The sequence below is a fragment of the Vibrio toranzoniae genome, assembly GCF_024347655.1.
Taxonomy (GTDB): domain Bacteria; phylum Pseudomonadota; class Gammaproteobacteria; order Enterobacterales; family Vibrionaceae; genus Vibrio; species Vibrio toranzoniae.
Window position 1 is genome coordinate 1,391,204 of the sequence record NZ_AP025515.1, and the last position, 24,502, is coordinate 1,415,705.

General features: G+C 45.3%; 16 protein-coding genes and 2 tRNA genes. 10 read left to right on the plus strand and 8 right to left on the minus strand.

The features are described 5' to 3' along the window. Window positions 1-71: 71 nt before the first annotated feature. Window positions 72-6,650 carry a VCBS domain-containing protein gene (locus OCU50_RS20525; RefSeq protein WP_065311184.1) on the minus strand — a complete coding sequence of 2,193 codons (6,579 nt, stop codon included), beginning with the start codon at window positions 6,648-6,650 and terminating at the stop codon, window positions 72-74. Window positions 6,651-6,883: 233 nt separating this feature from the next. On the opposite strand from OCU50_RS20525, the gene OCU50_RS20530 reads away from it, so the two are divergent. The 5 genes from OCU50_RS20530 (at window position 6,884) to OCU50_RS20550 (ending at window position 14,545) form a co-directional block, all read left to right on the plus strand. After that, window positions 6,884-7,348 carry a hypothetical protein gene (locus OCU50_RS20530; RefSeq protein WP_060469598.1) on the plus strand — a complete coding sequence of 155 codons (465 nt, stop codon included), beginning with the start codon at window positions 6,884-6,886 and terminating at the stop codon, window positions 7,346-7,348. A 99-nt stretch (window positions 7,349-7,447) separates the two neighbouring features. Continuing rightward, on the plus strand, window positions 7,448-8,914 hold the full coding sequence (locus OCU50_RS20535) for a TolC family protein (protein ID WP_060469602.1): 1,467 nt from the start codon (window positions 7,448-7,450) through the stop codon (window positions 8,912-8,914). A 3-nt stretch (window positions 8,915-8,917) separates the two neighbouring features. Further along, complete coding sequence (locus OCU50_RS20540) at window positions 8,918-10,645, plus strand: efflux RND transporter periplasmic adaptor subunit (RefSeq protein ID WP_060469599.1); 1,728 nt, start codon at window positions 8,918-8,920, stop codon at window positions 10,643-10,645. Continuing rightward, complete coding sequence (locus tag OCU50_RS20545; RefSeq protein ID WP_060469600.1) at window positions 10,642-13,785, plus strand: efflux RND transporter permease subunit; 3,144 nt, start codon at window positions 10,642-10,644, stop codon at window positions 13,783-13,785. Before OCU50_RS20540 ends, OCU50_RS20545 begins: the two co-directional genes overlap by 4 nt. Before the next feature lie 91 nt (window positions 13,786-13,876). Next, window positions 13,877-14,545, plus strand: a complete 669-nt coding sequence (locus OCU50_RS20550) for a cupredoxin domain-containing protein (RefSeq protein ID WP_261809204.1) — start codon at window positions 13,877-13,879, stop codon at window positions 14,543-14,545. 93 nt (window positions 14,546-14,638) lie between these two features. On the opposite strand, the gene OCU50_RS20555 is transcribed toward OCU50_RS20550, so the two are convergent. Beyond that, window positions 14,639-14,713: transfer RNA gene (locus OCU50_RS20555), tRNA-Gly, on the minus strand. 38 nt (window positions 14,714-14,751) lie between these two features. Then, a tRNA-Gly gene (locus OCU50_RS20560) sits at window positions 14,752-14,826 on the minus strand. A 522-nt stretch (window positions 14,827-15,348) separates the two neighbouring features. On the opposite strand from OCU50_RS20560, the gene OCU50_RS20565 reads away from it, so the two are divergent. The 3 genes from OCU50_RS20565 (at window position 15,349) to OCU50_RS20575 (ending at window position 17,504) form a co-directional block, all read left to right on the plus strand. Continuing rightward, window positions 15,349-16,512: a threonine/serine exporter family protein gene (locus OCU50_RS20565; protein ID WP_017058138.1), complete on the plus strand. Its 1,164-nt coding sequence runs from the start codon at window positions 15,349-15,351 to the stop codon at window positions 16,510-16,512. Window positions 16,513-16,708: 196 nt separating this feature from the next. Further along, window positions 16,709-17,047, plus strand: coding sequence for a zinc ribbon domain-containing protein YjdM (locus OCU50_RS20570; protein WP_046224897.1), 339 nt, complete (start codon window positions 16,709-16,711; stop codon window positions 17,045-17,047). 25 nt (window positions 17,048-17,072) lie between these two features. Continuing rightward, window positions 17,073-17,504 carry a GNAT family N-acetyltransferase gene (locus tag OCU50_RS20575; RefSeq protein WP_060469603.1) on the plus strand — a complete coding sequence of 144 codons (432 nt, stop codon included), beginning with the start codon at window positions 17,073-17,075 and terminating at the stop codon, window positions 17,502-17,504. A gap of 97 nt (window positions 17,505-17,601) precedes the next feature. Here the strand turns inward: OCU50_RS20575 and OCU50_RS20580 are convergent, their stop codons facing one another. The 5 genes from OCU50_RS20580 to OCU50_RS20600 form a co-directional block, all read right to left on the minus strand. Then, on the minus strand, window positions 17,602-18,525 hold the full coding sequence (locus tag OCU50_RS20580; protein ID WP_060469604.1) for an amino acid ABC transporter permease: 924 nt from the start codon (window positions 18,523-18,525) through the stop codon (window positions 17,602-17,604). Between the two features lie 176 nt (window positions 18,526-18,701). Next, window positions 18,702-19,511 carry a transporter substrate-binding domain-containing protein gene (locus OCU50_RS20585; protein ID WP_060469605.1) on the minus strand — a complete coding sequence of 270 codons (810 nt, stop codon included), beginning with the start codon at window positions 19,509-19,511 and terminating at the stop codon, window positions 18,702-18,704. A gap of 12 nt (window positions 19,512-19,523) precedes the next feature. Next, window positions 19,524-20,321 (minus strand): amino acid ABC transporter permease, encoded by a 798-nt coding sequence (locus tag OCU50_RS20590; RefSeq protein WP_060469606.1) that lies wholly within the window; start codon window positions 20,319-20,321, stop codon window positions 19,524-19,526. Continuing rightward, window positions 20,321-21,037, minus strand: coding sequence for an amino acid ABC transporter ATP-binding protein (locus OCU50_RS20595; RefSeq protein WP_060469607.1), 717 nt, complete (start codon window positions 21,035-21,037; stop codon window positions 20,321-20,323). Before OCU50_RS20595 ends, OCU50_RS20590 begins: the two co-directional genes overlap by 1 nt. Before the next feature lie 281 nt (window positions 21,038-21,318). Continuing rightward, window positions 21,319-22,467 carry an iron-containing alcohol dehydrogenase gene (locus OCU50_RS20600; protein WP_060469608.1) on the minus strand — a complete coding sequence of 383 codons (1,149 nt, stop codon included), beginning with the start codon at window positions 22,465-22,467 and terminating at the stop codon, window positions 21,319-21,321. A 192-nt stretch (window positions 22,468-22,659) separates the two neighbouring features. Between OCU50_RS20600 and OCU50_RS20605 the strand changes: the two genes are divergently transcribed. Both OCU50_RS20605 and OCU50_RS20610 read left to right on the plus strand, forming a co-directional pair. Next, window positions 22,660-23,544: an AraC family transcriptional regulator gene (locus OCU50_RS20605; protein ID WP_060469609.1), complete on the plus strand. Its 885-nt coding sequence runs from the start codon at window positions 22,660-22,662 to the stop codon at window positions 23,542-23,544. Between the two features lie 258 nt (window positions 23,545-23,802). Next, complete coding sequence (locus OCU50_RS20610; protein ID WP_060469610.1) at window positions 23,803-24,153, plus strand: cupin domain-containing protein; 351 nt, start codon at window positions 23,803-23,805, stop codon at window positions 24,151-24,153. The last annotated feature ends 349 nt before the right edge of the window (window positions 24,154-24,502 follow it).

Here is a 24,502-nt window from a genome sequence, read left to right on the forward strand (position 1 = left end):
TCTGTATGTTCATTAGAGGAGATTACGGGAGCAGACAACACTCCCAATCTTACTTGATGTTGATGTTGATGTTATGGATTAGGGTCTATGTCTGGCAGCCCGTCTATGTCGTTGTGATGGTGATGCTCATCATCTTGGTTGTGGTTGACGTTCGCATCATGGTGTTCCAACGCGTCTGACATATCCAAGTGCGCTTGGTCATGTGTTGCTGCATCTTGTTGGTCGACTTGTGCAAGTACGATGTCCATATCAGCAGGTTGATCGTCAACTGTTGTCGATGTCGCGTCGGGTTTAATGCCCAGTGCATCCAGATAAGCTGCTGCACCATGGTGGCTGACATCGTGATGTTGAGGGTCTGTAGCACTAACACTAACATGTTGCTCATTTGTATCATTGCTATCTTCTACGATAGTAACAGAAGCCTCAAACGTCAGAGGTGAATCTGGTTCATCGTGTTGAACTGGCGCATGCGGAGCCGGAGAGTTGACCTCAATGGTTAAGCTATTTTGAGATGAATCATTTCTTGAATTGCCATTGGTATCACCGACCCGATAGACCATGCTAGGTACCGTTCCAGTAAATCCAGCATCGGGCGTGAAGGTATAGTGCCCATCTGTTTCAATAGCGAGCGTGCCAATTCCATTCATAGAATGTGGGTGCCCAGGTGTGACCGTGACATAACCTGCAACGGGGTCTTTGATTTGAATATCTTGCAGTACTAGGTGTGCATTGGAATCCGTATCTGTTGCAGCACCACTTAATCCTTCATGAGTGCCAAAGCCTGTAATTAGGTTTCCTTCTATTGGGCCACTATGTTGGATGCCTGAATCACTAAGACTGTGCAAAATAGGATCGTCGGTAGTCCCATTAATAGTGACTGAAATTGAATTTTTGGTACCATCTTTTGATGTGACTTCAATTCTATCTGTGAGTGTTTGTCCATTGTCTAAGTCTTGAATCGGCGTACTATTATTGTTTGCTGTATATACCCAAGTACCACTACTAGTGATCGTGAAGTGACCATAGGTTCCATCCTGTGATATATACGGCTTCCCTTTGAGATCTAGTGCTGCTTCACCTTGTCCGTCAACATCAGAAATAACCAAGTGTCCATGACAAACAAGGACATCTGGAATGTTTGCTGCCCCGTTGGTATGCACGCTGTGGTGAATGTTTGTATCTTCTCTTATGCTACCGGAGTCACCAGTAAATGTTGCGGCATCATTCACGGCTGCAAGGGTGATACTCGCTCCCGTATGCGTAACACCACCATGCGCGTCTTGCACATCATAAGTGAAGTGAACTTGGCCGTTATAGTCTTTGGTTGGAGTAAAAGTGTATGTACCGTCTTGATTATCTAGAATAGAACCATGATCAACGTGAAGATTCGCAACGGTGAGTTTGCCTAGGTCGTTGCTATCCACGTCTATAGTGTTTGCCAAGAGTTCGGTGGCGGTGAAGGTCTGCGACTGATCTTCTTTGCCGCTGTTGAGCTGCACTTCAGATGAACAGTATGGGCGGTCGTTGTCACCATGAATGGTGATATGAATATCGTGAGTGGTGCCATCGGCGGATTTCACAGTAATGGTGTCGGTTAATGATTCACCTTTACCTAAATGATCAATCGCTCGGCCAGTAGCGGTTTGTCCGATGGAGGCGTAATAGCTCCACTCGCCGTTACTTTGCATGATGACTTGGCCGTGCGCGCCTTGATAGGTACCGCTTTGGGCATGACTTTCCCCAGTATCGGCATCCACTATGGTTAAGTGACCTTCGGTATGAATGAGATCATTGCTGAGTTCGGCGATATTGCCATGTGCATGATCGGGTGAGCGATCGTCCACACTGGTGCCACTGGTGCTGCCATCGGGAGCGGTATAGGCGCTGCCTTCGTGGGTCTCGCCAGTATCACCTCCGGTAAATGTCGCAGCATCGGCCACCGCATCGATGTGTAAGGTATTCTGTGTTTCAGCAGAATCAGCATGCCCGTCATTCACAGTATATTTGAACGCAACGTCACCATTGAAGTCAGGGGCCGGTACGAATTGCAGTTTGGTGATATCGGCCGCTGTAATGGCTTGTCCTGCGTGAATGCCAAGCCCATTGAGCACAAATTTACCTTGAGCTGTAGGGGGTAAATCAGTGATTGAAATAGAATGGAGGGTATCGCCCGTATCAATATCAAAGAAGCCAAACTGACTGGCCTGCATTTGGTACTGGGTATCTTCCGTGCCATTGGTTAACACCACCTTGGTAGCGGTTGGTGCATCATTAGTCCCTGTTACTGTAATAGTAATTTCGTGAGTACTATAATCTCGTGAAGTTACTCTATAAACAACGTCACGTGTCTCCCCTTCCTTTAAAGCCTGTAACGCTGGGTTATTATTATCGACAACGTAAGCCCAACTTCCCGCTTGGCTAATATGCAGGTTTCCACCAAAAGGATCGGAAATAGCATGTTCTCCCCAAGATTTGAAGTCGAAGAATTCTTCCTGTGGTCCATCCGGATCGTGAATTGCAAGCGTCCCCGAAGCGACTAATTGATCTATTCCGCCAGATCTCGATATTCCTATATCTTCCTTAACGGCACCAGTGTCGTCTCCTGTAAAGGTAGCTGCGTCTCTGACAGCTGTTAAGTTAATGTTTGCTCGTGAGTGCGTCATCCCACCATGAGCATCGACTACGTCATAGGTAAAATGGACTTGGCCATTGTAATTATGGTCTGGAGTAAAGGTGAATGTGCCATCTTTATTGTCGAGTACGGTGCCGTGATCGGCGTGCAGGTTCGAGAGGGTAAGTTTACCAGCGTCATTGTGATCGACGTCGACGGTATTGGCTAGCAATTGTGCGGTGGTGAAGGTCTGCATTTGGTCTTCTTTACCGCTATTGAGCTGCACTTCAGATGAACAGTATGGGCGGTCGTTGTCACCATGAATGGTGATATGAATATCGTGGGTTGTACCATCGGCGGATTTCACTGTAATGGAGTCGGTTAATGATTCACCTTTACCTAAATGATCAATCGCTCGGCCAGTAGCGGTTTGTCCGATGGAGGCGTAATAGCTCCAATCGCCGTTACTTTGCATGATGACTTGGCCGTGCGCGCCTTGATAGGTACCGCTTTGGGCATGACTTTCTCCAGTATCGGCATCCACGATGGTTAAGTGACCTTCGGTATGAATGAGACCATTGCTCAGCTCGGCAATGTTGCCATGTGCATGATCGGGGGAGCGATCGTCAACACTGGTGCCGCTAGTGCTGCCATCGGGGGCGGTATAGGCGCTGCCTTCGTGGACCTCGCCAGTATCATCTCCAGTAAATGTGGCGGCATCGGCCACCGCATCGATGTGTAAGGTATTCTGTGTTTCGGTTGAATCAGTATGCCCATCATTCACGGTATATTTGAATGCAACGTCACCATTGAAGTTAGGAGCTGGTACGAATTGCAGTTTACTGATATTGGCCGCCGCAATGGCTTGCCCTGCGTGAATGTCATGTCCATCGAGCACAAATTTACCTTGAGTGGCAGGGGGTAAATCAGTGATTGAAATGGCATGCAGGGTATCGCCCGTATCAATATCAGAGAAGCCAAACTGACTGGCCTGCATTTGGTACTGGGTATCTTCCGTACCATTGGTTAACACCACCTTGGTAGCGGTTGGTGCATCGTTAGTGCCGAGTACATCAATGTGTAAGTCATAAGGTGTGCCGTCGTAGCTGTAAACACGATAAACCACGGTTTCCACTTGGCCTTGGGCGAGGTGTTGCAGCCGCGCGTTGTCGACACTGTAACCCCAACCGCCAGCGCTATCGATGCGTAACATCCCACCGAAAGGATCATGAATCGCGCGCTCACCAAAGGCACTGTATTGAAACTTATCTTGACCACTGTCCGGGTCGACCACTTGGAGTGCGCCATGCGCGAGTTCGGTGGTTACCCCACGATTGTGTGTGCTGTTCGAACCATCTTCTGTCACGTTTTCAGTATTAACTTCAGTAATAATGGCTTTATCGTCAGTGGGCGTTAGGGTCGTGATCGCCCCGGTGTGAGTCGTCCCTCCATGAGCATCCACGACATTATATGTGAAATGCACCTTACCGTTGTAGTTGGTGTTAGGAGTAAAGGTATAGGTGCCATCTTTATTGTCGAGCACGGTGCCATGATCGGCATGCAGGTTCGAGAGGGTAAGTTTGCCAGCGTCGTTGTTATCGACGTCGACGGTATTGGCCAGCAACTGTGCAGTGGTGAAGGTTTGCGACTGGTCTTCTTTACCGCTGTTTAGCTGCACTTCAGATGAACAGTATGGGCGGTCGTTATCACCATGAATGGTGATATGAATATCGTGAGTGGTGCCATCGGCGGATTTCACAGTAATGGTGTCGGTTAATGATTCACCTTTACCTAAATGATCAATCGCTCGGCCAGTAGCGGTTTGTCCGATGGAGGCGTAATAGCTCCAATCGCCGTTACTTTGCATGATGACTTGGCCGTGAGTGCCTTGATAGGTGCCATTTTTAGCATGACTTTCCCCAGTGTCAGCATCCACGATGGTTAAGTGACCTTCGGTATGAATGAGAGCATTGCTCAGCTCGGCAATGTTGCCATGTGCATGATCGGGGGAGCGATCGTCAACACTGGTGCCGCTGGTGCTGCCATCGGGGGCGGTATAGGAGCGGCCTTCGTGGACCTCACCCGTATCGACACCAGTGATCTTCGCAGAGTTGTTCACGCCTGTGATGGTGATTGAGAGGTTTTGGGTATTGCTCGCGTTATGCTCATCCGTCACTGTTACTGGGATAGTGAGTGTTTTCGTGACACCTGATGCCAAAGATTGGTAAGCGGAATGACTAGGATTGAAGTTATAGCTTCCGTCTGGGTTCATCAACAAACCATCGATTTGCGGTGTGCTGTAAGTCAATGTGGCGCTTGTATCTATATCTTGACCAACCATTTGCCCATGGAGAACGCTACCGCCTTCAGTAACAGAGTGAGCCTGAGCATTAATAGTAGGGGCATCGTTAGTACCATTAATCGTGACCTTAATGGTCGATGGCGTGCCATCAACCGAAGACACAGTGAAAGTCTCTTCAACTTTATCGCCAACGTTTAATTGATTAAAGGCGCTGTTAGCAGTGAATGTCCAATGACCATTGGCGTCGATCGTTAAATCGCCGTTCGTCCCGGTCAGTGAAGCTACGGTAAACGCATTGTCTGGATTATCGACATCGGTGCTGGTCAGAGTGCCTGAAGTAGTAATGACCGTATCGGTTTCATCGACTGCCACGGCAGCGTTGCTGACGGTTGCGGCATCATTGGTGCCTTTGATCGTCAACGTAATTTGATGTGGTGTGCCGTCAGCAGAGTGAACAGTGATGATGTCCGTGACTGTGGATCCTTTCGATAATGATTGTACCTTCGGGTTGGTATTGTCTAAATCATAAGCCCAAGTACCGTCTGGTTGAATGGATAGGCTGCCCCAATGGCCTTGAAGTTGTTCGGATTGAAAGTGATCTTGGTTTAAATCCGGATCAGAAACTGTTAATTGCCCGTGAGCGTGTAATGTTAAGTCTTCGATCAAAGTGCCAGTATCTAACCCTGTGACCACTGCGTTGTCGTCAATGCCGCCAATTGTCATTTCAAGCGCTTGAGGAGTGCCATCTTTGGTGTGAATGGTAAACGACTCATGGAGGCTAGAGAGTGAGGTCAGCGCTTGGATATTGGGAAGTGAATTGTTGACTTGGTAGTGCCATGCACCGTTAGAGTCGATAGTTAGTGTGCCATATTTTCCGGTAATTGTTTCAGCAAGCACAGAGCTTTGATCATGGTCGGGGTCGACAACATCAATCTTACCTACTGCGTTCAAGAAGCCGTGAGAATCCACGTTGCTATCTTCAGTCACTATGCCGTGCAAATCTCCAGAAATGGTAGGAACATCTTGCTTACCAGTAACGGGTATTTGAACGACAACGCTAGACCCATTTGATAAGTGAAGCACGAACTTATCTGTGCCGGGTTGATTCTGGTGTAGCAAAATGAATTGGGGTGAGAGAGGGTTCAATACAAAGGTATATTTACCGCCCGCATCAACGTGAAGCTCCCCATATATTCCTTTGATCACTTCCGGAGTAAAGGTTACTGGTAGGCTGGGTGTTGTAGGAACATTGTTGGTCGGTGCGGTTACTTCACCCGACTCGATAGAAGGAATCGAACTTGCAGGGATGTAATGTGCTTGAGGGTGCGATGAGCTAGAAAGGTGATGTGACGGTTTTAGCGTAGTTTCACTTCCTGAAGAAGAGGACTCTTGACCAACAATAGCATTTGAATCGTGAATATTTCTTGTTATTGGTTTTTGATTTTCGTCTTTAGAAATATCAGTGCTTAAATGAACTGCACTTTCTTGATTGCTGATGGGCTCTTGGTGAACCAATGTTGAATCATCCGTCGGGCTCAACGTTTCAGCTGAAGCGTGTTTAGCGAGCGACGGTAGAATGAGCATTAAAGACTGAGTCAGAGGAACATTGATCTTGAGTTGCGAATGTAATCGAACTTTTTTCTTTTTTCCCTCTTTTACAGCTGCTGAGGGTTGGGTTTTAGGTTGTTCTTTTTTATTGAGCTTTGTGCTTATTTTGACGTTGTTTTCTTTAGTCATCTTCTCATCCGTGAATCTCTATTATTCTGCTTTAAGTAAAATACACAGATCGAGGTTTGGCGAGCTAATAAGATAATTTTTAAAGAAAATTTCTTTAAATCAAACAATTCTCTCATTTTGATGTAAACGTGTTGAATATCCATTTGTTCATTAACTCAAGGTATTGAGTAATGAGCATTGACCTTACCCTAAGGGGAACCTTTATAGTTACCGTATAAATTTAAAGGTTAGCTATGACAAACACACTCCGAACAACTTGGATTACTGTTTTCAGCATCATCGCGATGTTGATGTCTAGCTATGCCTCAAGCTCATCAGCCATGATGACTGAAGTAATGATGATGGAAATGCTCTCGAGCAAATCGGCTTGTTACCACAGCGATACGTCGGTTAATGATTCAATGGCGGGATGTCATGTGACGAGTGAAGAACCACACGCTGAACACTCCAATATGGGTGCTCATGGTTTGATGGCTCAATGCGACATGTCTTCAATGAGCGAAGACGGCGGCCACATGATGGGTAACCATTGTTCGAGTGCCGATTGTTGTGCCTCAGTGTGTTCTACAACTTCTTTTCCAATTCAGGCTGTTCAAGCCGCCAACCCCTTTGTCTCTTCTTTAGCTCGTTTTCAATCTGTCATTATTGGGCAGAAAGTCGCACGCGCTCAATCTTTGTTACGCCCACCCACCGCATAAATCTATATCTAAAAATATAGCGATATCAGAGTCATAAACCTGATACGCCAATCTTTTATATGCGTTATTTAACGCTAGATATGGACATTCATTGTGAATATAAAACCAACAACCTCCGTGTTTGGAATAAACGCGCGTGTCGTGGTCGCTGCTGCCTTTGTTTCGAGTGCTGCTTTTATTTCAACCAGTGCTTTAGCTGCGGCGCCTGCTTCAACACAAGCTGATCAACAGAGCTCAACACAGCAACTCAATACATTGATTGAGATAGCATTGAGCCAAGACAGCAATCGCAAGCAGTACTTTGCTCAGTCGCAAGCGATGCGTGAAACCGGTATTGCGAGCGCAACCTTAATGGATCCGAAATTGAAAGTCGGATTTGGTGGACTGCCAGTCGATAGCTTCCAGTTTGATGAAGATCCAATGACCAATATTTCGGTCGGTCTAATGCAGCAATTCGAGCGTGGCGATACACTCGATCTTCAGCAGAAAAAAGCCGGTCAGCAAGCGGATGGGTTAGCTCTTCAAGTGCAGGCTCGCGAGCTTACCGTTGCTAACAGCATGACGCAGTTATGGCTTGAATTGGGTTATCAGCAAGTCGCTGAAGGTGTGATGCGTGAAAATCGACGCTTGTTGGTTGAGCTAGAGAACTATGTGCAAACCAATTACTCGATTGGAAAAAGTGAAGCGCAAGATCTGCTTAATGCTCAGCTTCAAGTCAGTAAACTTGATGAAAAACTACAAGCCAACCAGCAAGTTCAACGCCGTCTAATCTCTCAACTGTCTGAGTGGCTCGGTTCTGACTGGTTAGGTACTCAAGCTATTGGATCTCAGGCTCTTGATTCTCAGACGCTTGATCCTCAGGGGAGGCTTCATGCGACTAATCAAATTGATTGGTCGTTATTAGAAAGTAAATTGGCGACCAACAACGATGCAACCAAGCATTATCAACTGTTGATGGATCATCCGCTCGTTAAGATCACAGATGCGACTATCTCATCCAATCAAACTCAAGTAGAGCTAGCTGAGCAAGCGTATACGCCGCAGTTTGGTGTGGAAGTGATGTATGCCCATCGACAAGCGAACAACATGGCGGGCGAACCCGCTTCTGATCTTGTGAGTGCTTATCTAACGGTTGATATACCACTGTTTACCGGCAACCGACAAGACAAGAACTTGTCTGCGGCTCAGTACCAAGTTGGCGCGGCTAAATCCCAAAAAGACACCTTACTTTCCCAAATGAACGCGCAAGTGAATGCGTTATTAGTAGATAGGTCGAACCTGATTCAGCGGTTAGAGCGTTACCAAAGCACCTTGCTTCCTCAAACTGCTGCTCGTATTAGTGCGGTGGAAAGAGGCTATCAAAACAACACTGCGCAATTTAATGACGTTATTGCAGCAACGGCGGATGAACTCGCCCTGAAGTTAGAACAACAGCGTTTGATTACCGATCTCAACATCGTAAATAGCAAACTGGCCTCACTGGTCAGTGGTTTTGGCTATCAAGTTAATCAACCGCAACTCAACTCCACCGTAACTCAAAACAACAGCCAATCAATAAAGGAATAGACAATGAATACAGTAAAAGTAGCGACTATCGCTTTATTGGTCGGTGGCACATTAGGTTTTGGTGTAAATCACTTTCTCTTTAATTCAGCTCACGATATGTCTGCAATGGCTGCTTCTAGCGGGACAGGTTCAGCAGCAAGTTCAAGTGATGATCCTCTTTATTGGGTTGCGCCAATGGACCCAAATTATCAGCGTGACAAGCCGGGTCAGTCACCTATGGGGATGGATTTAATCCCTGTTTATGCCGATGACTTAAGTGGTGGTTCAGACAAAGCAGGAACGGTATTTATCGATCCGTCGGTAGAAAACAATCTCGGTGTCAAAACTGCAAAGGTAGGGTTGGAAGCTTTGTCGCCACGTATTGAAACCGTGGGTTACGTGGCGTTCGATGAAAGTACATTGTGGCAAACCAACGTAAGAGCTGCTGGCTGGGTTGAGAAGCTTTACATCAATGCTGTCGGTGAGAAGGTGAACAAGGACGATGTACTGTTCACACTTTATTCTCCAGAGCTGGTTAAGGCACAAGAAGAGTTACTTAGTGCGTACAAAACGGGTCGCAAAGGATTGATAAAAGGATCGACTGAACGCTTGGTGACCTTGGGTGTCGATAAGGCGCAGATTCGCTCGATTACTCGACAGGGTAAAGCTTCACAAACCATTGAAATCAAAGCACCTGCAGATGGCGTTATTGCGAGCCTCAACATTCGTGAAGGTGGTTACCTTTCACCTGCACAAGCGGTAATCAGTGCAGGGCCGCTAGATGAAGTTTGGGTTGATGCAGAAGTGTTTGAGCGCCAAGCACACTGGATCTCATCGGGCAGCAATGCGGTGATGACACTGGATGCGATTCCGGGCAAAGAGTGGCAGGGCAATGTGGATTATGTATATCCGATTCTTGACCCAAAAACTCGAACCTTACGCGTTCGCTTGAAGTTCTCTAACCCTAATGGCGAGCTCAAACCAAATATGTTCGCCAATATCGCACTGAAACCAATCAGTGATGATCAAGTTCTTACCATACCAAGATCATCAGTTATCCACTCTGGGGGCATGACTCGTGTTGTGTTGTCTGAAGGTGAAGGTAAATACCGTTCAGCACGCATTGAAGTAGGGCGTGAAGCTGGCGAGAAGACCGAGGTGTTGCAAGGGCTCACACAAGGCGAACACATTGTGACTTCAGCGCACTTCATGCTGGACTCTGAATCTAGTCAATCCGCTGATTTGTCACGAATCAATGGCATTGAAGAGCAAGCCGAAACGGTTTGGGCAAAGGGTGAAATTGCCGATGTGATGCAAGGCAGTCGTATGGCAACCATCAATCACCAGCCTGTTCCTGAATGGGATTGGCCGGGCATGGTGATGAATTTCACCTTTGCGGAAGGCTTAGATATGGCCGACGTGAAGCGTGGGAAAGTCGTTGATTTTGAAATGATGAAAACAGAATCAGGCCAGTATGAAGTCGTTGATTATAAGGTGAGCGAGCATCAAATGGCGGGCGAAGTGTGGGTGAAAGGCGATATCACTATGCTAATGCCTGATTTCGGAATGATCACGGTGAATTACAAGCCAGTACCAGAGTGGGATTGGAAAGCGGGTGAAATGAACTTCCAAGCCAGTCACGACCTTGATTTATCGGAGTTTTCTGAGGGGCAAAGCATCCGGTTTCTAGTGGCGAAACAGGGTTCAGATTATGTGCTCAAATCTTTAGAAGCAGGTGAGGGCACATTATGATCAATGCAATTATTCGTTGGTCCATCAGTAACCGATTTTTGGTGCTGGTCGCGACTGTCGCCATCGTGTTTGGCGGGTTATACAGCGTTAAAAATACGCCCGTCGATGCTATTCCAGATCTTTCTGATGTACAGGTGATCATCAAAACTAGCTATCCGGGTCAAGCGCCACAAGTGGTTGAGGACCAAGTAACGTATCCACTCACTACTGCAATGTTAGCCGTGCCGGGTGCCGAAACGGTTCGTGGTTACTCGTTCTTTGGTGATTCTTACGTCTATATCATCTTCAATGACGATACTGACATGTATTGGGCGCGTTCTCGCGTGTTGGAATACCTGAGCCAAGTCGCGCCTAACTTGCCCTCAAGTGCTAAACCAACATTAGGACCAGATGCAACCGGTGTGGGCTGGGTTTACAGCTATGTACTGCAAGATAAAACCGGTAAGCACGACTTAGCAGAGCTTCGTAGCCTGCAAGACTGGTTCTTGAAGTATGAATTGCAAACCGTTGAGGGCGTATCTGAAGTCGCGACTGTCGGTGGCATGGTGAAGCAGTATCAAGTACAGATAGATCCTGCCAAATTACGTGCTTATGACTTAACGCTTCAGCAAGTCAATAAGGCGATCCAAGATGGCAACCAAGAAACGGGCGCATCAGTGGTTGAGATTGCTGAAGCGGAGCACATGGTTCGTACCACGGGCTACCTCACAAGCATTAAAGACATTCAATCACTGCCATTAAAAGTGACCGATAAAGGTACACCGCTGTTATTGGGTGACATTGCCGACATTAACCTTGGACCGCAGATGCGTCGTGGCATCTCTGAGCTCAATGGTGAAGGCGAAGCGGTTGGTGGCGTTATCGTGATGCGCTTTGGTGAAAATGCCAGTGAAGTAATTGATTCAGTAAAGTCTAAGCTAGCTGAACTGCAAACCGGTTTACCCGATGGCGTTGAAATTGTCGCGACTTATGACCGTTCAACCTTGATTGATTCTGCCGTTGAAAACCTTTGGAAGAAACTGGCTGAAGAGTTCATCGTGGTTGCGATTGTGTGCGCATTGTTCCTATTCCATATTCGCTCATCACTGGTTATCGCGCTTAGCTTACCTGTCGGTATTTTAGGTGCGTTCATTGTGATGCATTGGCAGGGCATTAATGCCAACATCATGTCTCTCGGTGGTATCGCAATTGCGATTGGTGCCATGGTCGATGGCGCGATCGTAATGATAGAGAACGTTCACAAACACATAGAACGAACGCCCCTGACTGATAAAAACCGTTGGCAAGTAATTGGTAAAGCGGCAGAAGAAGTTGGCGCACCACTGTTCTTCTCGCTCATCATCATTACCTTAAGTTTTGTGCCTGTGTTCGCGTTAGAAGGCCAAGAAGGCAAGATGTTCTCGCCACTCGCGTTTACTAAAACGTATGCAATGGCGGCTGCTGCAGGTTTGGCTATCACACTGGTGCCTGTGTTAATGGGTTACTTCATTCGTGGCAACGTGTTACCTGAACATAAGAACCCAGTGAACCGTAGTTTGGTCGCGATGTATAAGCCAATGCTTAACTTAAGTCTCAAGTATCCAAAAGTGATGATTGTGATTGCATTGGGTTTGATGGCTTCTGCGTATTACCCAATCAGCAAGCTTGGCAGTGAGTTCATTCCTCCTTTGGATGAAGGTGATTTGATGTACATGCCGACCACTTATCCGGGGATCTCGATAGGTAAGGCGCGTGAGCTGCTACAGCAAACCAGCAAGTTAATCAAAACCATCCCAGAAGTTGAAACCACATGGGGCAAAATCGGACGTGCAGAGACCGCAACCGATCCTGCGCCACTGACCATGATTGAAACGGTAATTCAGCTTAAACCTCGAGATGAGTGGCGTGACGGCGTCACTACAGAGTCGTTACGTAAAGAGTTCGATGATCTGATTCAGTTCCCGGGTTTGACTAACGCATGGGTCATGCCAATTAAGACTCGTATCGACATGCTAGCGACCGGTATTAAAACGCCAATCGGAATCAAGATAGCAGGGCCAGATCTGAGTGTTATTGAGGATATTGGTTCTCAGCTTGAACCTATCTTGAACGGTGTCAGCGGCACGGCTTCTGTATATGCCGAACGTGTGGCTGGTGGTCGTTATGTGACGATAGACATCAAGCGCCGCTCTGCTGCTCGTTACGGTTTAAGCATCAAAGAAGTTCAACAGGTTATCTCGACTGCAGTTGGCGGTATGAATGTCGGTGAAACCGTTGAAGGACTGGAACGCTACCCAATCAACGTTCGATACCCACAAGATTATCGTGATTCTGTCGTCAAGTTGCAGAACTTACCACTCGTTACGCCAAACGGTGCTCGTATAGCTTTGTCTGATGTTGCGGATATCCGTTATGAAGACGGCCCGCCAATGATCAAGACTGAGAATGCGCGTCCTAACGGTTGGGTATTCGTGGATATTGATGGTCGTGACCTTGGTTCTTATGTGGCAGAAGCGCAGCAAGTGGTTGCCGACCAAATAGTACTGCCTGCGGGCTACTCGCTTACATGGTCTGGTCAATACGAATACATGGAACGCGCCAAAGATCGCCTAAGTGTGGTTGTGCCTATCACCATCGCCATCATCATGTTGCTGTTGTATTTGAGCTTCCGCCGTGTTGGTGAAGTAATGATGATCATGCTGACATTGCCGTTAGCCATGGTCGGTGGTTTGTGGTTGATGCACTACCTCAATTACAACTTCTCTATTGCAGTTGGTGTTGGCTTCATCGCGCTAGCCGGCGTTGCGGTCGAGATAGGTGTGATCATGTTGGTGTATCTCAATCAAGCATGGCACTACAAAAAATTGGATGCGGAGCAGAACCAGCAAGCACTTCAGAGTGAAGACTTAACGGATGCGATTCGTGAGGGCGCAGGACTGCGTGTTCGCCCAGTGATGATGACGGTTCTTACCGTGATCATTGGCCTTATTCCAATTATGTATGGCGAGGGTACGGGCTCAGAAGTGATGCAACGAATTGCCGCGCCGATGATTGGCGGAATGGCGTCTGCACTGCTGCTTACTCTACTGGTGCTGCCCGCAATCTTTAAGCTCTGGAAGCAGCGTGAGGTTACCCGCAGCCAAAACGAAACAAACAAATAACGTATTGATTACTAGCCCTTACTTATCAAAACAGAGTGGGTAAGGGCTTAACACATGAACATTAAAATCTGAATTAATCTAAGGAACGACCATGAAAAAGACACTAATTGCTATCGCCCTAACACTGACTACTGCAACAGCTTTTGCTGCTATGAGCCATTCAACTAGTGACCATTCAAACATGGATCACTCAGGTATGGACCACTCGATGATGAAGAACGGAGAAATGGATCATTCAAAGATGGATCACAGCATGATGAATGGTGGAAAGATGGACCATTCGAAGATGATGAATATGGATGGAATGATAGATATGGAAGGCATATCGGAAGTTGGCATGCCAGCTCAAGGCGCTAAACCCGATAAAGTGGTTCATGTTCTACTGAGTGACGACATGAGAATTACGTTTAAGAACAAGGTCGATATTGAGCCCAATGACGTAGTTCAGTTTGTAGTAATGAATACAGGCAAGATTGACCACGAATTCTCGATTGGTTCTGCAACAGAGCAGTTAGAGCATCGTGAAAAGATGAAAAAGATGAAAAAGATGAAAAAGATGAAAAAGATGAAAAAGATGAAAAAGATGAAAAAGATGAAAAAGATGGGTAACCACCACCATGATTCTGGCAGTACAGTGACGGTGAAACCGGGCAAAGCGAAGCAATTACTGTGGCATTTCCATGGTGATAATCAAGTCGAGTTTGCTTGTAATATTCCAGGTCACGCAGAAGCGGGCATGGCGAAGTCGATAACGCTGTAGAGATTAATCTAATAGAGCTAGATGCAAATAAAATTTGTGTTGAAGAGGTTTTATTAGGATATGAATTTCGGCTGAATAAAGCCTAAATAGGATTGGAGCGTGCAGCGGGAATCGAACCCGCATCATCAGCTTGGAAGGCTGAGGTAATAGCCATTATACGATGCACGCACACTGTCTTAAGAGTAAGACTGAAGCATCAAGAAGACTGGAGCGTGCAGCGGGAATCGAACCCGCATCATCAGCTTGGAAGGCTGAGGTAATAGCCATTATACGATGCACGCACATCGTCTTAACGAGTTTGATAATGCCACATCTAACTGAAAACGAAACCTTTTTCTTTCATTTTTATTCTAAGTGCTCGCATAATCACCACTCCGATAGTTTTTTACTCGCCTTTTGTGCTTCTAGAAAGAGTAAAGTGTGATTAAACTCTTATTCAGTCTAGGTCTAAAATAACAGATAACCTATATCTTTGGTGAAGGCGTTAGCCTGCGATTTGTAAATTTAAATGAGTACTCGTTTCGTTCAAGGTGTGAGCAAATTATGAAAATCCGTATGTTAAAATAAAGGGGGCTTCATCCAAATTATCGAATTTCTGATAACAGTTTAGATGCATAAATACAACTTGAGCATAAATCACATAATTCATTAAACTAATCCCAAAATAGTAGCGTTATAAGTAATCATGATCGTTTGGAGAAATAAGTAACAAATTTAGTTGATAATTTGCGCAAAACTCTCGTCATTCCGTCTGTCGTTTGGTACATTTATCGCATATTTTGTCTCCCACCTTTAGCGCACTCATGCCTTCTCAGTACCGAATTAACAAAATTGTTGAAATTGGCGACACTCTTCACCGCAGTGGTTGTGCTCCTTATAAGCTTGAAAAGTACACACAATACTATGCAAGAAAGCATGGTGTTGATGTGATGATCCAAGCGACGCCAACCGCGATTAACTATCAGTTTCCAGATGATAACAACGCCGTTATTCTAAAACGCCAAAAATTGGCCTCAATTAATCTGAGTTTGTTGGCAAATACCATTATTCGTATTAATCAACCGAGTAGTGAACCGGTGCCAGAACCTGTAGGTTATTCTAAATGGGTCACAGCTCTTGCCAATATGGGCATTCCGCCCGCGTATTTGATGCTTGTAGGCAGTACGCTAGAAGCGGTTGCCTTCTCGGTGTTTTTGGGTTTGATGGTTTGGGTGTGTCAGCAAGTTCTACATTCACGTCGTGCCATCGCGGTTGAATTCATTTCGGCGTTATTGACCGGTATTTTCGTTGCTTTCTTGGCGAGTACAGGTCTGCCCATTCCTGTTTGGGCATTGTGTATTGCTTCAATAGTTTTGTTCGTCCCCGGGTTATCAATAGCCAACGCATTAGAGTGTTTGGCGTTTAATGACTTGGTCTCCGGCACTAGCTTGCTCGGTCAAAGTGCGTTAACCCTCATTAAGCTGTTTGTTGGCATTGTCATGGGGCTCAATATTGGCGAAGCGATATGGGGGCAGGCCGTTTCTATTTCTTATATCAATGCAGTGCCGATATGGATGCACATTTCTGGATTGGTGCTGATTTCTGTCTCTATCGGTGTGATGTTTAATGCGCGCCCAACGGACATTCTATTAGGTTTACCCGTCGCTGTTCTCGGTATGTGGGGCCCGTTTTATCTAGGTTTTGATAGTGGTTGGGTTGTCGGTACTTGGGTAACCACTGTGTTGATTACTCTTTATGGTACTTGGATTGCGAAGAAAATGGATCTCACTGGATCGATCTATATCGTGCAAGGGATCATTATCTTGGTCCCGGGTAGTCGCGTGTTGGTGAGTGCTAGCCAATCGGTTTTTGAGCAGTCTATCTTGCCGATCCCAAGTATCGGCTTATCGGCGCTGTTTATGTTCTCCGCGATTGTGGCTGGGCAAATCACAGCGTATTCAATCTACTCGCCAAAAGTAGAACATTGACCTTTTTAGATTACGGCTGCCTTTTAAACAAATTACTATCATAGACAAACACAGCCCATGGCTGTGTTTGTTCGTTTTAGGCGCAGCTCTTTTTTGCGTTAGATTCACTTAGGAGCAATTGTTAGATTTGTGCTCGCTAAGCCTAGCAAGAGCCATTAAAATGAGTACAAATTCCATTTAAATGAAGGATTAACGTATGTCTTTACCTCCTTGTCCGCAATGCCAATCTGAATACGTCTACCCAGACCAAAACAACCTAATCTGCCCTGAGTGCGCTTATGAGTGGAACCCAGAAGAAGAGCGTTTAGAAAGAGAAGCAGCGCGCGTTAAGGATGTTAACGGTGCCGTTCTAGAAACTGGCGATAAAGTAACTTTTATTAAAGATCTAAAAGTAAAAGGCAGCTCTAGCGTCTTGAAAATTGGTACTAAAGCTGTGATTAGACGTATCAACGAAGGCAAAGATCATCAGCTGGATTGTAAGCTTGATGGTGGCGGGGAGATGTTGGTGACAGCGAAATACGTGAAAAAGCAGTAACCATTCATTTATTGTTGGAGGTATTTTGAAGTATTCGACAAGACCCGCTCAGGCATCAGATTATGAATTTTTGTTCGAGCTAAAAAAGGCGGCTGAATTTGAGCCAATCAAGGCTGTTTTTGGCTGGGATGAACAAGCTCAACGAGATATACACGCCGAAGAGTGGGTAGAAGAACGGCCTGAAATTATTGAATATAAAGGTAAATCGATTGGCAGTGTGTTACTGCAAGACAAAGGTGATCACTTCTACTTTTGCCGTTTCTTCCTGCTGCCTGAATATCATGGCAAGGGTATCGGTAGTCAGGTTCTCACCGATTGCTTAGTTTACGCAGACAAGCTCAATAAACCGGTTGAGTTGTGTTATCTGCAAGGTAATCGAGTTGGAGAGCTGTACTTAAGATTTGGTTTTGAAATCACCTCGCAAAACGACCAGTTTGTTTATATGTGGCATCAGTAACCATAAGGGCTGGTTAGGTTTAGACTCGGTGGCACAGTGAATCATGATCTTGATAATCGAACAGATGCTCGAATTCACGTTCAAACAATCTATGACACTAGCGGTTAAGGTAAACGCTCGAGCGTTGTTCAATGACTTTAAAAATACGTGAGAGGGTGAAACACAGCGCGAAGTAAACCGCGCCAACAATCAGCCAGATCTCGAAGATCAAACCGGAAGAGTTCGCCATTTCAGTACCAACAAACGTCATCTCTTGGATCGAAATCAGTGAGACAATCGACGTGTCTTTAACCAAAGAGATTGCTTGGCCAGCCAAAGGTGGTGTAATCGCGGTTAATACCTGTGGGCCAACCACAAATCGATACTTAGACAGCGTAGATAAACCGAGAGAGTCAGCTGCTTCCCATTGCCCTTTAGGAATGCTTTCTAAACCAGACCGAATCACTTCAGCGATATAAGCCGAAGAAAGCAAGCCAATACAGATAACACCAGAGGCTAAGTTTTCCCAAAGGTTTGCGGGTCCGAACAGAAACGCTTGAACAGCATTAATTTCACCATTGTGTTCACGTAAAATGTTTTCTAAGCCAAGCAGAGGGATCAGCTGGTTGGAGACAAAGAAGTAAAAGATAAACACAAATACCAATGGCGGAATATTTCGAACCAACTGAATGAAAATCAGCGCCGGTGTTTTGAATAAAGCGATTTTAGAGTGTCTTGCCACCCCTAACAGTGTGCCGAAAGAGAGCGCTAACACCATGCTCCATAAACTTAAACGCAGTGTTGCGACCAAGCCTTGGAAGAAATAAGGGACACTGCCTTGAGAAGGTGGAATGAAGATCAGTGTGAACGCGTCTTCCCAGCGCCACTGGTAATTAATACCGACAGCAGAGCGATAATAAAGCCAACCTGCGAATGCACAAATGATGGCAAACAACACTCCATCTAATAGATTGAGGCGTTGATACCAAGGCTTTATGTGAAGGTTGGGCTTGGGGGTTGATAATGCGCTAGTACTACTCACGTCATTCCTGTTTAAACACTAATTATTATTGGTTTGTTGTTTGGATCTAAAGCGAATCAAATAAAGCTACTTAAAGGCGATTTAAGTTGTCGATGAGAAGGCAGTGCAAACTGCGCACTGCCTTGATTAATCAACCAATAGCAAGCCCATATTCAAAAAGTGCGCTCGGCTTCAGGTTACTGACCTTGAGCAATCTGGTCCTGCCAATCCAGCGTAGAGAACCAGTACTCGTAACGTTCTTTCAACCAACCGTCTTCAGTACGAGCTTTGATCCACGCGTTGAAAAACTCTGCTTTGTCTGTTTCGCCTAGGCGCACAGCAAACGCTTCGTTACCTTTTGATAGGCGCTCTTCAAATGGAATGAATAGCGTGTCTGCGTTTTTGATTGTTTCGTGTTCTGGTTTTGGGCTAGATGCGATAACCGCGTGTGCATTGCCGTTTAACACTTCTTGGAACGCTTGAGCGTCGTCATCAAACTGTAGAACCTTAGCTTTCGGGAAGGTTTCACGAGCGACTTGAACCGTGAAAGCACCACGACGAGCAGCTATCTTCACACGACGAGAATCGAAATCAGAGAGCTGAGTAAAGCCTTCAGCCAGATCTTTGTTTGCAGCTAGCTGAACGCCAGAGTGAGAGTAAGGTTCAGTGAACAGTACGCTTTTAGATCGCGCTTCAGTGATAGACATACCGCCGATGATCACATCAAATTTCTTTGATAATAGAGAAGGGATGATGCCGTCCCACGCCGTAGGAACAAATTCGACTTTCCAGCCTGAATCTTTGGCAAGACGCTTCGCCACATCGATTTCAAAGCCAACAAGGTCGCCTTGTTTGTTACGCATTGCCCAAGGTACAAAAGTCGACATACCAACACGCAGAGAGCCACGATCGTTGATTTTATCTAGGTTAGGCGTTTCAGAAGCAAGTGCAGGCAAACTGACGGCAAGCGCAAGTAGAGCTGTAATTGCGGTTTTAAATAGCTTCATGCTGATAAATCCTTATTGTGTTCGCCAGTTAGCCCCGAGCTTATGCTCAAGCCAAGCAGCAACGGCAGAAAGTGAAAGTGTAAGTGCAAGATAAATGATCGCCACAGAGAACCAAATCTCAAATGGCATCGCGGTTTCAGAAACAATGTTCCTGGCTTCAGTTGTCAGGTCGAAAATCGCCATGACACTCACAATCGAAGAGTTTTTAATAAGAGAGATGACTTCATTTGTCAAAGGTGGCAACGTGCGTTGAATCACCTGAGGAAGAATCACATCCCAATAAGTATAGGTCTTTGATAAGCCCAAAGATTGAGCTGCTTCAAATTGTCCTTTAGCAATGCCATTTAAACCGGCACGGAAGATTTCGGCAGTGTATGCCCCTTGGAAAAGTGCCAAGGCTAAAACAGCAGTACTAAATCGATCCAACCCTAGTACGGGGCCAAACACAAAATAGAGCAAATAGATTTGTACTAATAACGGCGTATTACGTATCAACTCAACATAGCTGGTGGCTAAGGTACGACCAACCACGGAATTAGAGTTCCGTAATAGGGCTGTGGTTAAACCAATAACTAGCGTAGCGACTAAAGAGATCAAAGAGATATTGATAGTAACCAGTAACCCTTCCATCAGTTCTGCAGGCCACCATTCACCATCTTCATAGAAAGCAATATAGTCCGGTACGCGCTCCCATTGCCAGCTGTATCCCATGGTTTGTGCGCCAGAATCGAGAATCCAAACAACAGCAGCCGCGAGCACAACAATTTGTACTAAAGCGGCTAGGGCGGGTTTCACTATTTTAAACAGCATCAGTAAGTCAAAATCTGATTTAGGAACGCTTGAGTACGTTCATGTTGAGGTTTTTCAAAAAGCGCTTGAGGCGTATTGGATTCCACTATTTGCCCTTCATCCATAAAAATGACGCGGTCAGCAACTCGTTTCGCAAAGCCCATTTCGTGTGTCACGCACACCATGGTAATCCCCTCGCTTGCAAGCTCAACCATCACATCGAGCACCTCGTTGATCATTTCTGGGTCAAGGGCTGATGTTGGTTCATCAAACAACAGTAATTCAGGTTTCATACAAAGAGAACGAGCAATCGCAACACGTTGTTGTTGGCCGCCAGAAAGCTGAGCTGGGTATTTATTGGCTTGCTCTGCAATGTGCACACATTCAAGATAATGCATCGCTATTTTCTCTGCATTTTGTTTGCTTTTTTTGAGCGTACGGGTCGGAGACAAAGTCAGGTTTTCAAGCACCGTAAGATGGGGGAATAAGTGGAAGTGTTGAAATACCATACCGACTTGACCTGGAGTGCTGAATTTGCACGGAAGCGCTTGTTCTAGCACAGAAAGCTTACCGCTTTCGAAGGGCTCTAGCTGGTTGATACAGCGGATCAAGGTTGATTTACCAGAACCAGACGGCCCGCAAATCACCACAATTTCTCCCTGTTCAATCTTTAAATCGATATCCTTTAGGGCATGGAAATCACCATACCACTTGTTAAGTGACTTAAACTTAACCATTTCCTTCAGAGACTTCAAATTGTCTTACATACCTTGTAATTGAGCAGTTTACCTTACCAATATAGAAATATGATTGCACATAAAAATAAGAGCTTATGAGAATTTAATAGCATCTTGTAGGGCAAATAAAAAGCAGCGCCAAAATGAACGCTGCTTTTGATATACGAAAGAACAAAGAATTAAGTTCAGTGTAACGCCATAAATATTGGTTAAGGCACCTCTCCCATTCAAATTACTTTTGTATTTCGATCTGTTTTGCTTTCTTTAAGTTCAAGCGGCTCTTAGTGAATCGCAGACTCTAGGATTTCACGTGTTTTTGCTGGCGTGATGGCTTTGTTCTCGCCAAGCTCTAGGTAACCGTGTGATTCAAGTTGAGCAACAATATTGTCGATTGCTGTCTCTTTGTTTGTTTCGTAATCGTCGAACATCGTTGCCACGTCTAGGCTATGGTAAAACGCTTCGATTGCATCGATAGTACGCTCTGCTAAGTCAGCACCTGCTTCTAGGCCAAATACGTTGCGACCCATTTGCTCTAGCTTGCCACGTTTCGCTTCGATTTGGTTACGAAGTAGTGAAGGTTGAACAATCGCCAGTGAACGTGCGTGGTCTACGTGCCACAGTGCTGTGAATTCGTGGCCAATCATGTGTGTTGCCCAATCTTGAGGAACGCCAGTACCAATCAGGCCGTTAAGCGCTTGGTTTGCTGTCCACATTAGGTTTGCACGCCATGCGTCGTTGTCGCGCTTGTCGTATTGCTTACCCAGTACAAGTAGGTTTTTCAGCAGTGTTTCTGCGTAACCGTCTTGAACCATCGCGTCTGTTGGCATTGTGATGTATTGCTCACACACGTGTACCCAAGCATCAACTAGACCGTTAATCAGTTGGCGTTCTGGCAGAGACTTCATTACATCTGGGTCCATTACCGCAAACTTAGGCTGTACTGCTGGGTTCATGAATGCCAGCTTCTCTTGAGTCTCTTTACGAGTAATTACTGCACCCATATTAGATTCAGAGCCCGTAGCCGGAAGCGTTAATACTGCGCCGATTGGTGTTGCTTCTGTTACTTGGTGTTTACCTGCTAGGATGTCCCAACCGTCACCGTCGTATTTAGCGGCTGCAGCAACGTATTTAGAACCGTCGATGACCGAACCACCGCCAACCGCGATAATGAATTCTACATTTTCTGCTTTAGCAAGAGCGACTGCTTTATCGAGTGTCTCTTTGGTAGGGTTTGCTTCAACACCAGCGAACTCAATCCAAGCGTGATCTTTCAGAGAAGCGACGACTTGGTCGTAAACGCCATTGTTTTTGATTGAACCGCCACCGTAGATGACAAGTACTTTCTTTGAAGTATCAACCGCTTGGCTGATAGCGTTGATTTGACCTTGGCCGAAGTGAATTACGGTAGGGTTAACATAAGTAAATTGCATTGTAGGTTCCTTGTGTAAAGCTAGATTTTTATTCTGATGTATTGCTCAATATGTATATTTGCATATTAGTACAGGAGTTTAGGGTGGTGAAGGTCAGTTTCTCTAAATTAATTGCCTATTTCTACAAAGTTGTTATTCTTTTTGGGCTTTTGTGCAAATACACTCCGCACCTTGAATGGAATATCACCCGTTATGAATACACTCGCCCAGTTAATGCAGTCTTACGTTGAATACAAAGGTTGGAATGATCTCGAAGGGATCCGAAAAACTGAGATCGAGGATGTCTGGTTTTACCGAAGCAGTGGTGGTAACCAACGCCAACCTTTTACCTATCAGTCTGGGATCATCATGCTTGGACAGGGTCAGAAGAACATCTATATCGGCGAAAGGCCAGTAACTTATGCCGCGGGTGATTACCTCGTCGTTGGCGTGCCAATGCCACTAGAGTGCGAAGCCTTGCCTGTCGATGGTGAACCCTTACTTGGTTTGTCGATCAACATCGACTCTCAGCGCTTACATAGCTTAGTGAAAAAGCTAGAAGACCAAGGGTTTCTCGAAAGCTACTGTAATAAGCATAAACAGAAATCGAGTGGTTTAGAGTCGACACCCATGGAAGAGCAGATGCTAGACAGCTTTACTCGACTGATCAAAACGCTGCATTGCGACATTGAAGCCAACATACTCGGTGATGCGCTCGTTAGCGAAATTGTTTATCGAGCATTAACAGGCTCTGAAGGGCGTGTCTTATTCGACCTTGCCCATCACGACGGTCATTACGCACGTGTTGCCAAAGCATTGTCTAAAGTGCATGAAGAGTATGACCAAACCATTACCGTTCAATCGCTAGCCGATGAAGCGAACATGAGTGTGTCTGCCTTCCACAATGCGTTTCGTAATGTCACCTTTGAATCACCACTTCAATACCTGAAGAAGGTAAGGCTCAACAAAGCTAAAGAACTGATTCAGTCAGAAGGCCTGCGAATTAACGACGCTGCACGCCGGGTCGGCTACTCCAGCCCATCCCAATTTAGCCGCGAATTTAAGCGTCACTTTAATACCACCCCAAGGGCTGTTTAGTTCTTCTTTCAAAAGAATCCATGTTCCTAAATGTGCGGTATTTCATGTTATGCAATACCACACGTATGTTTTGGTTGATTGCGAAGCATTAATTTATAAATATGCATTATTGAAAATCAAACCAAAAAAATTTAGCCAATCAAAAGAAGTAATTAGATACGAATAACTTCATATTGAAGTGTGAAAACTATGCTTCTTGACGGCTCCTATGGGGTACTCGAGATTTGCTGAAGATGCTACTTAAAGGATTCAGAACAAATGATACGTAATTTTTACACGTGCGATAAAGAAGTCGACCATAACAGTCATGGAGGAGATGGTAAAATTGATATTTATCGAGCATTTCGTCGGAAGGACTTTGACGGCGCTTGGGACTTTGCTATTCGTGTCGTTATGCCACCTGGGAGTTCAATGGGAGAGCATACTCATGGGGATGATCAAGAAATGTATATCATCTTAAAAGGGGAGGGAACGATGATGATCGAAGGTAAAGAAAAAAAAGTTACTTCAGGTGATATGGTCGTCAACATGCGATTCGGAACACATAGTTTAGTAAACACTTCGGCTAATGAAATAGAGTTGCTAATCATTCAAGCTAGTCAAAAGTAAGTCAATAAAATTAATTGCTAAGGAATTTTTCCGATTTATTGAAGAAAATAGCATGCGATTCTCGAAAGTATTATTAACGTATTTGTATAGAGTAAGCTATCTAAAATAATTAGTTAAATAGCCTAAGATTTTATGCACAGATACAGGTGATAATTTAAATAATTCAGCGAGTAAGAGGGTTTTAGTGTGAACAACCTATCAAATAGCATCTAAATCTTAGAAATTACTCATCGAATTATCTGAGAGAGTATTCAGAATTATTGAATAGACTAAAAAATAAAGATAATTTGGTACTCGATAAAGCCTCTTTTTACGGATAATTAGTCGCTCGATGACTAATTATTCTGTA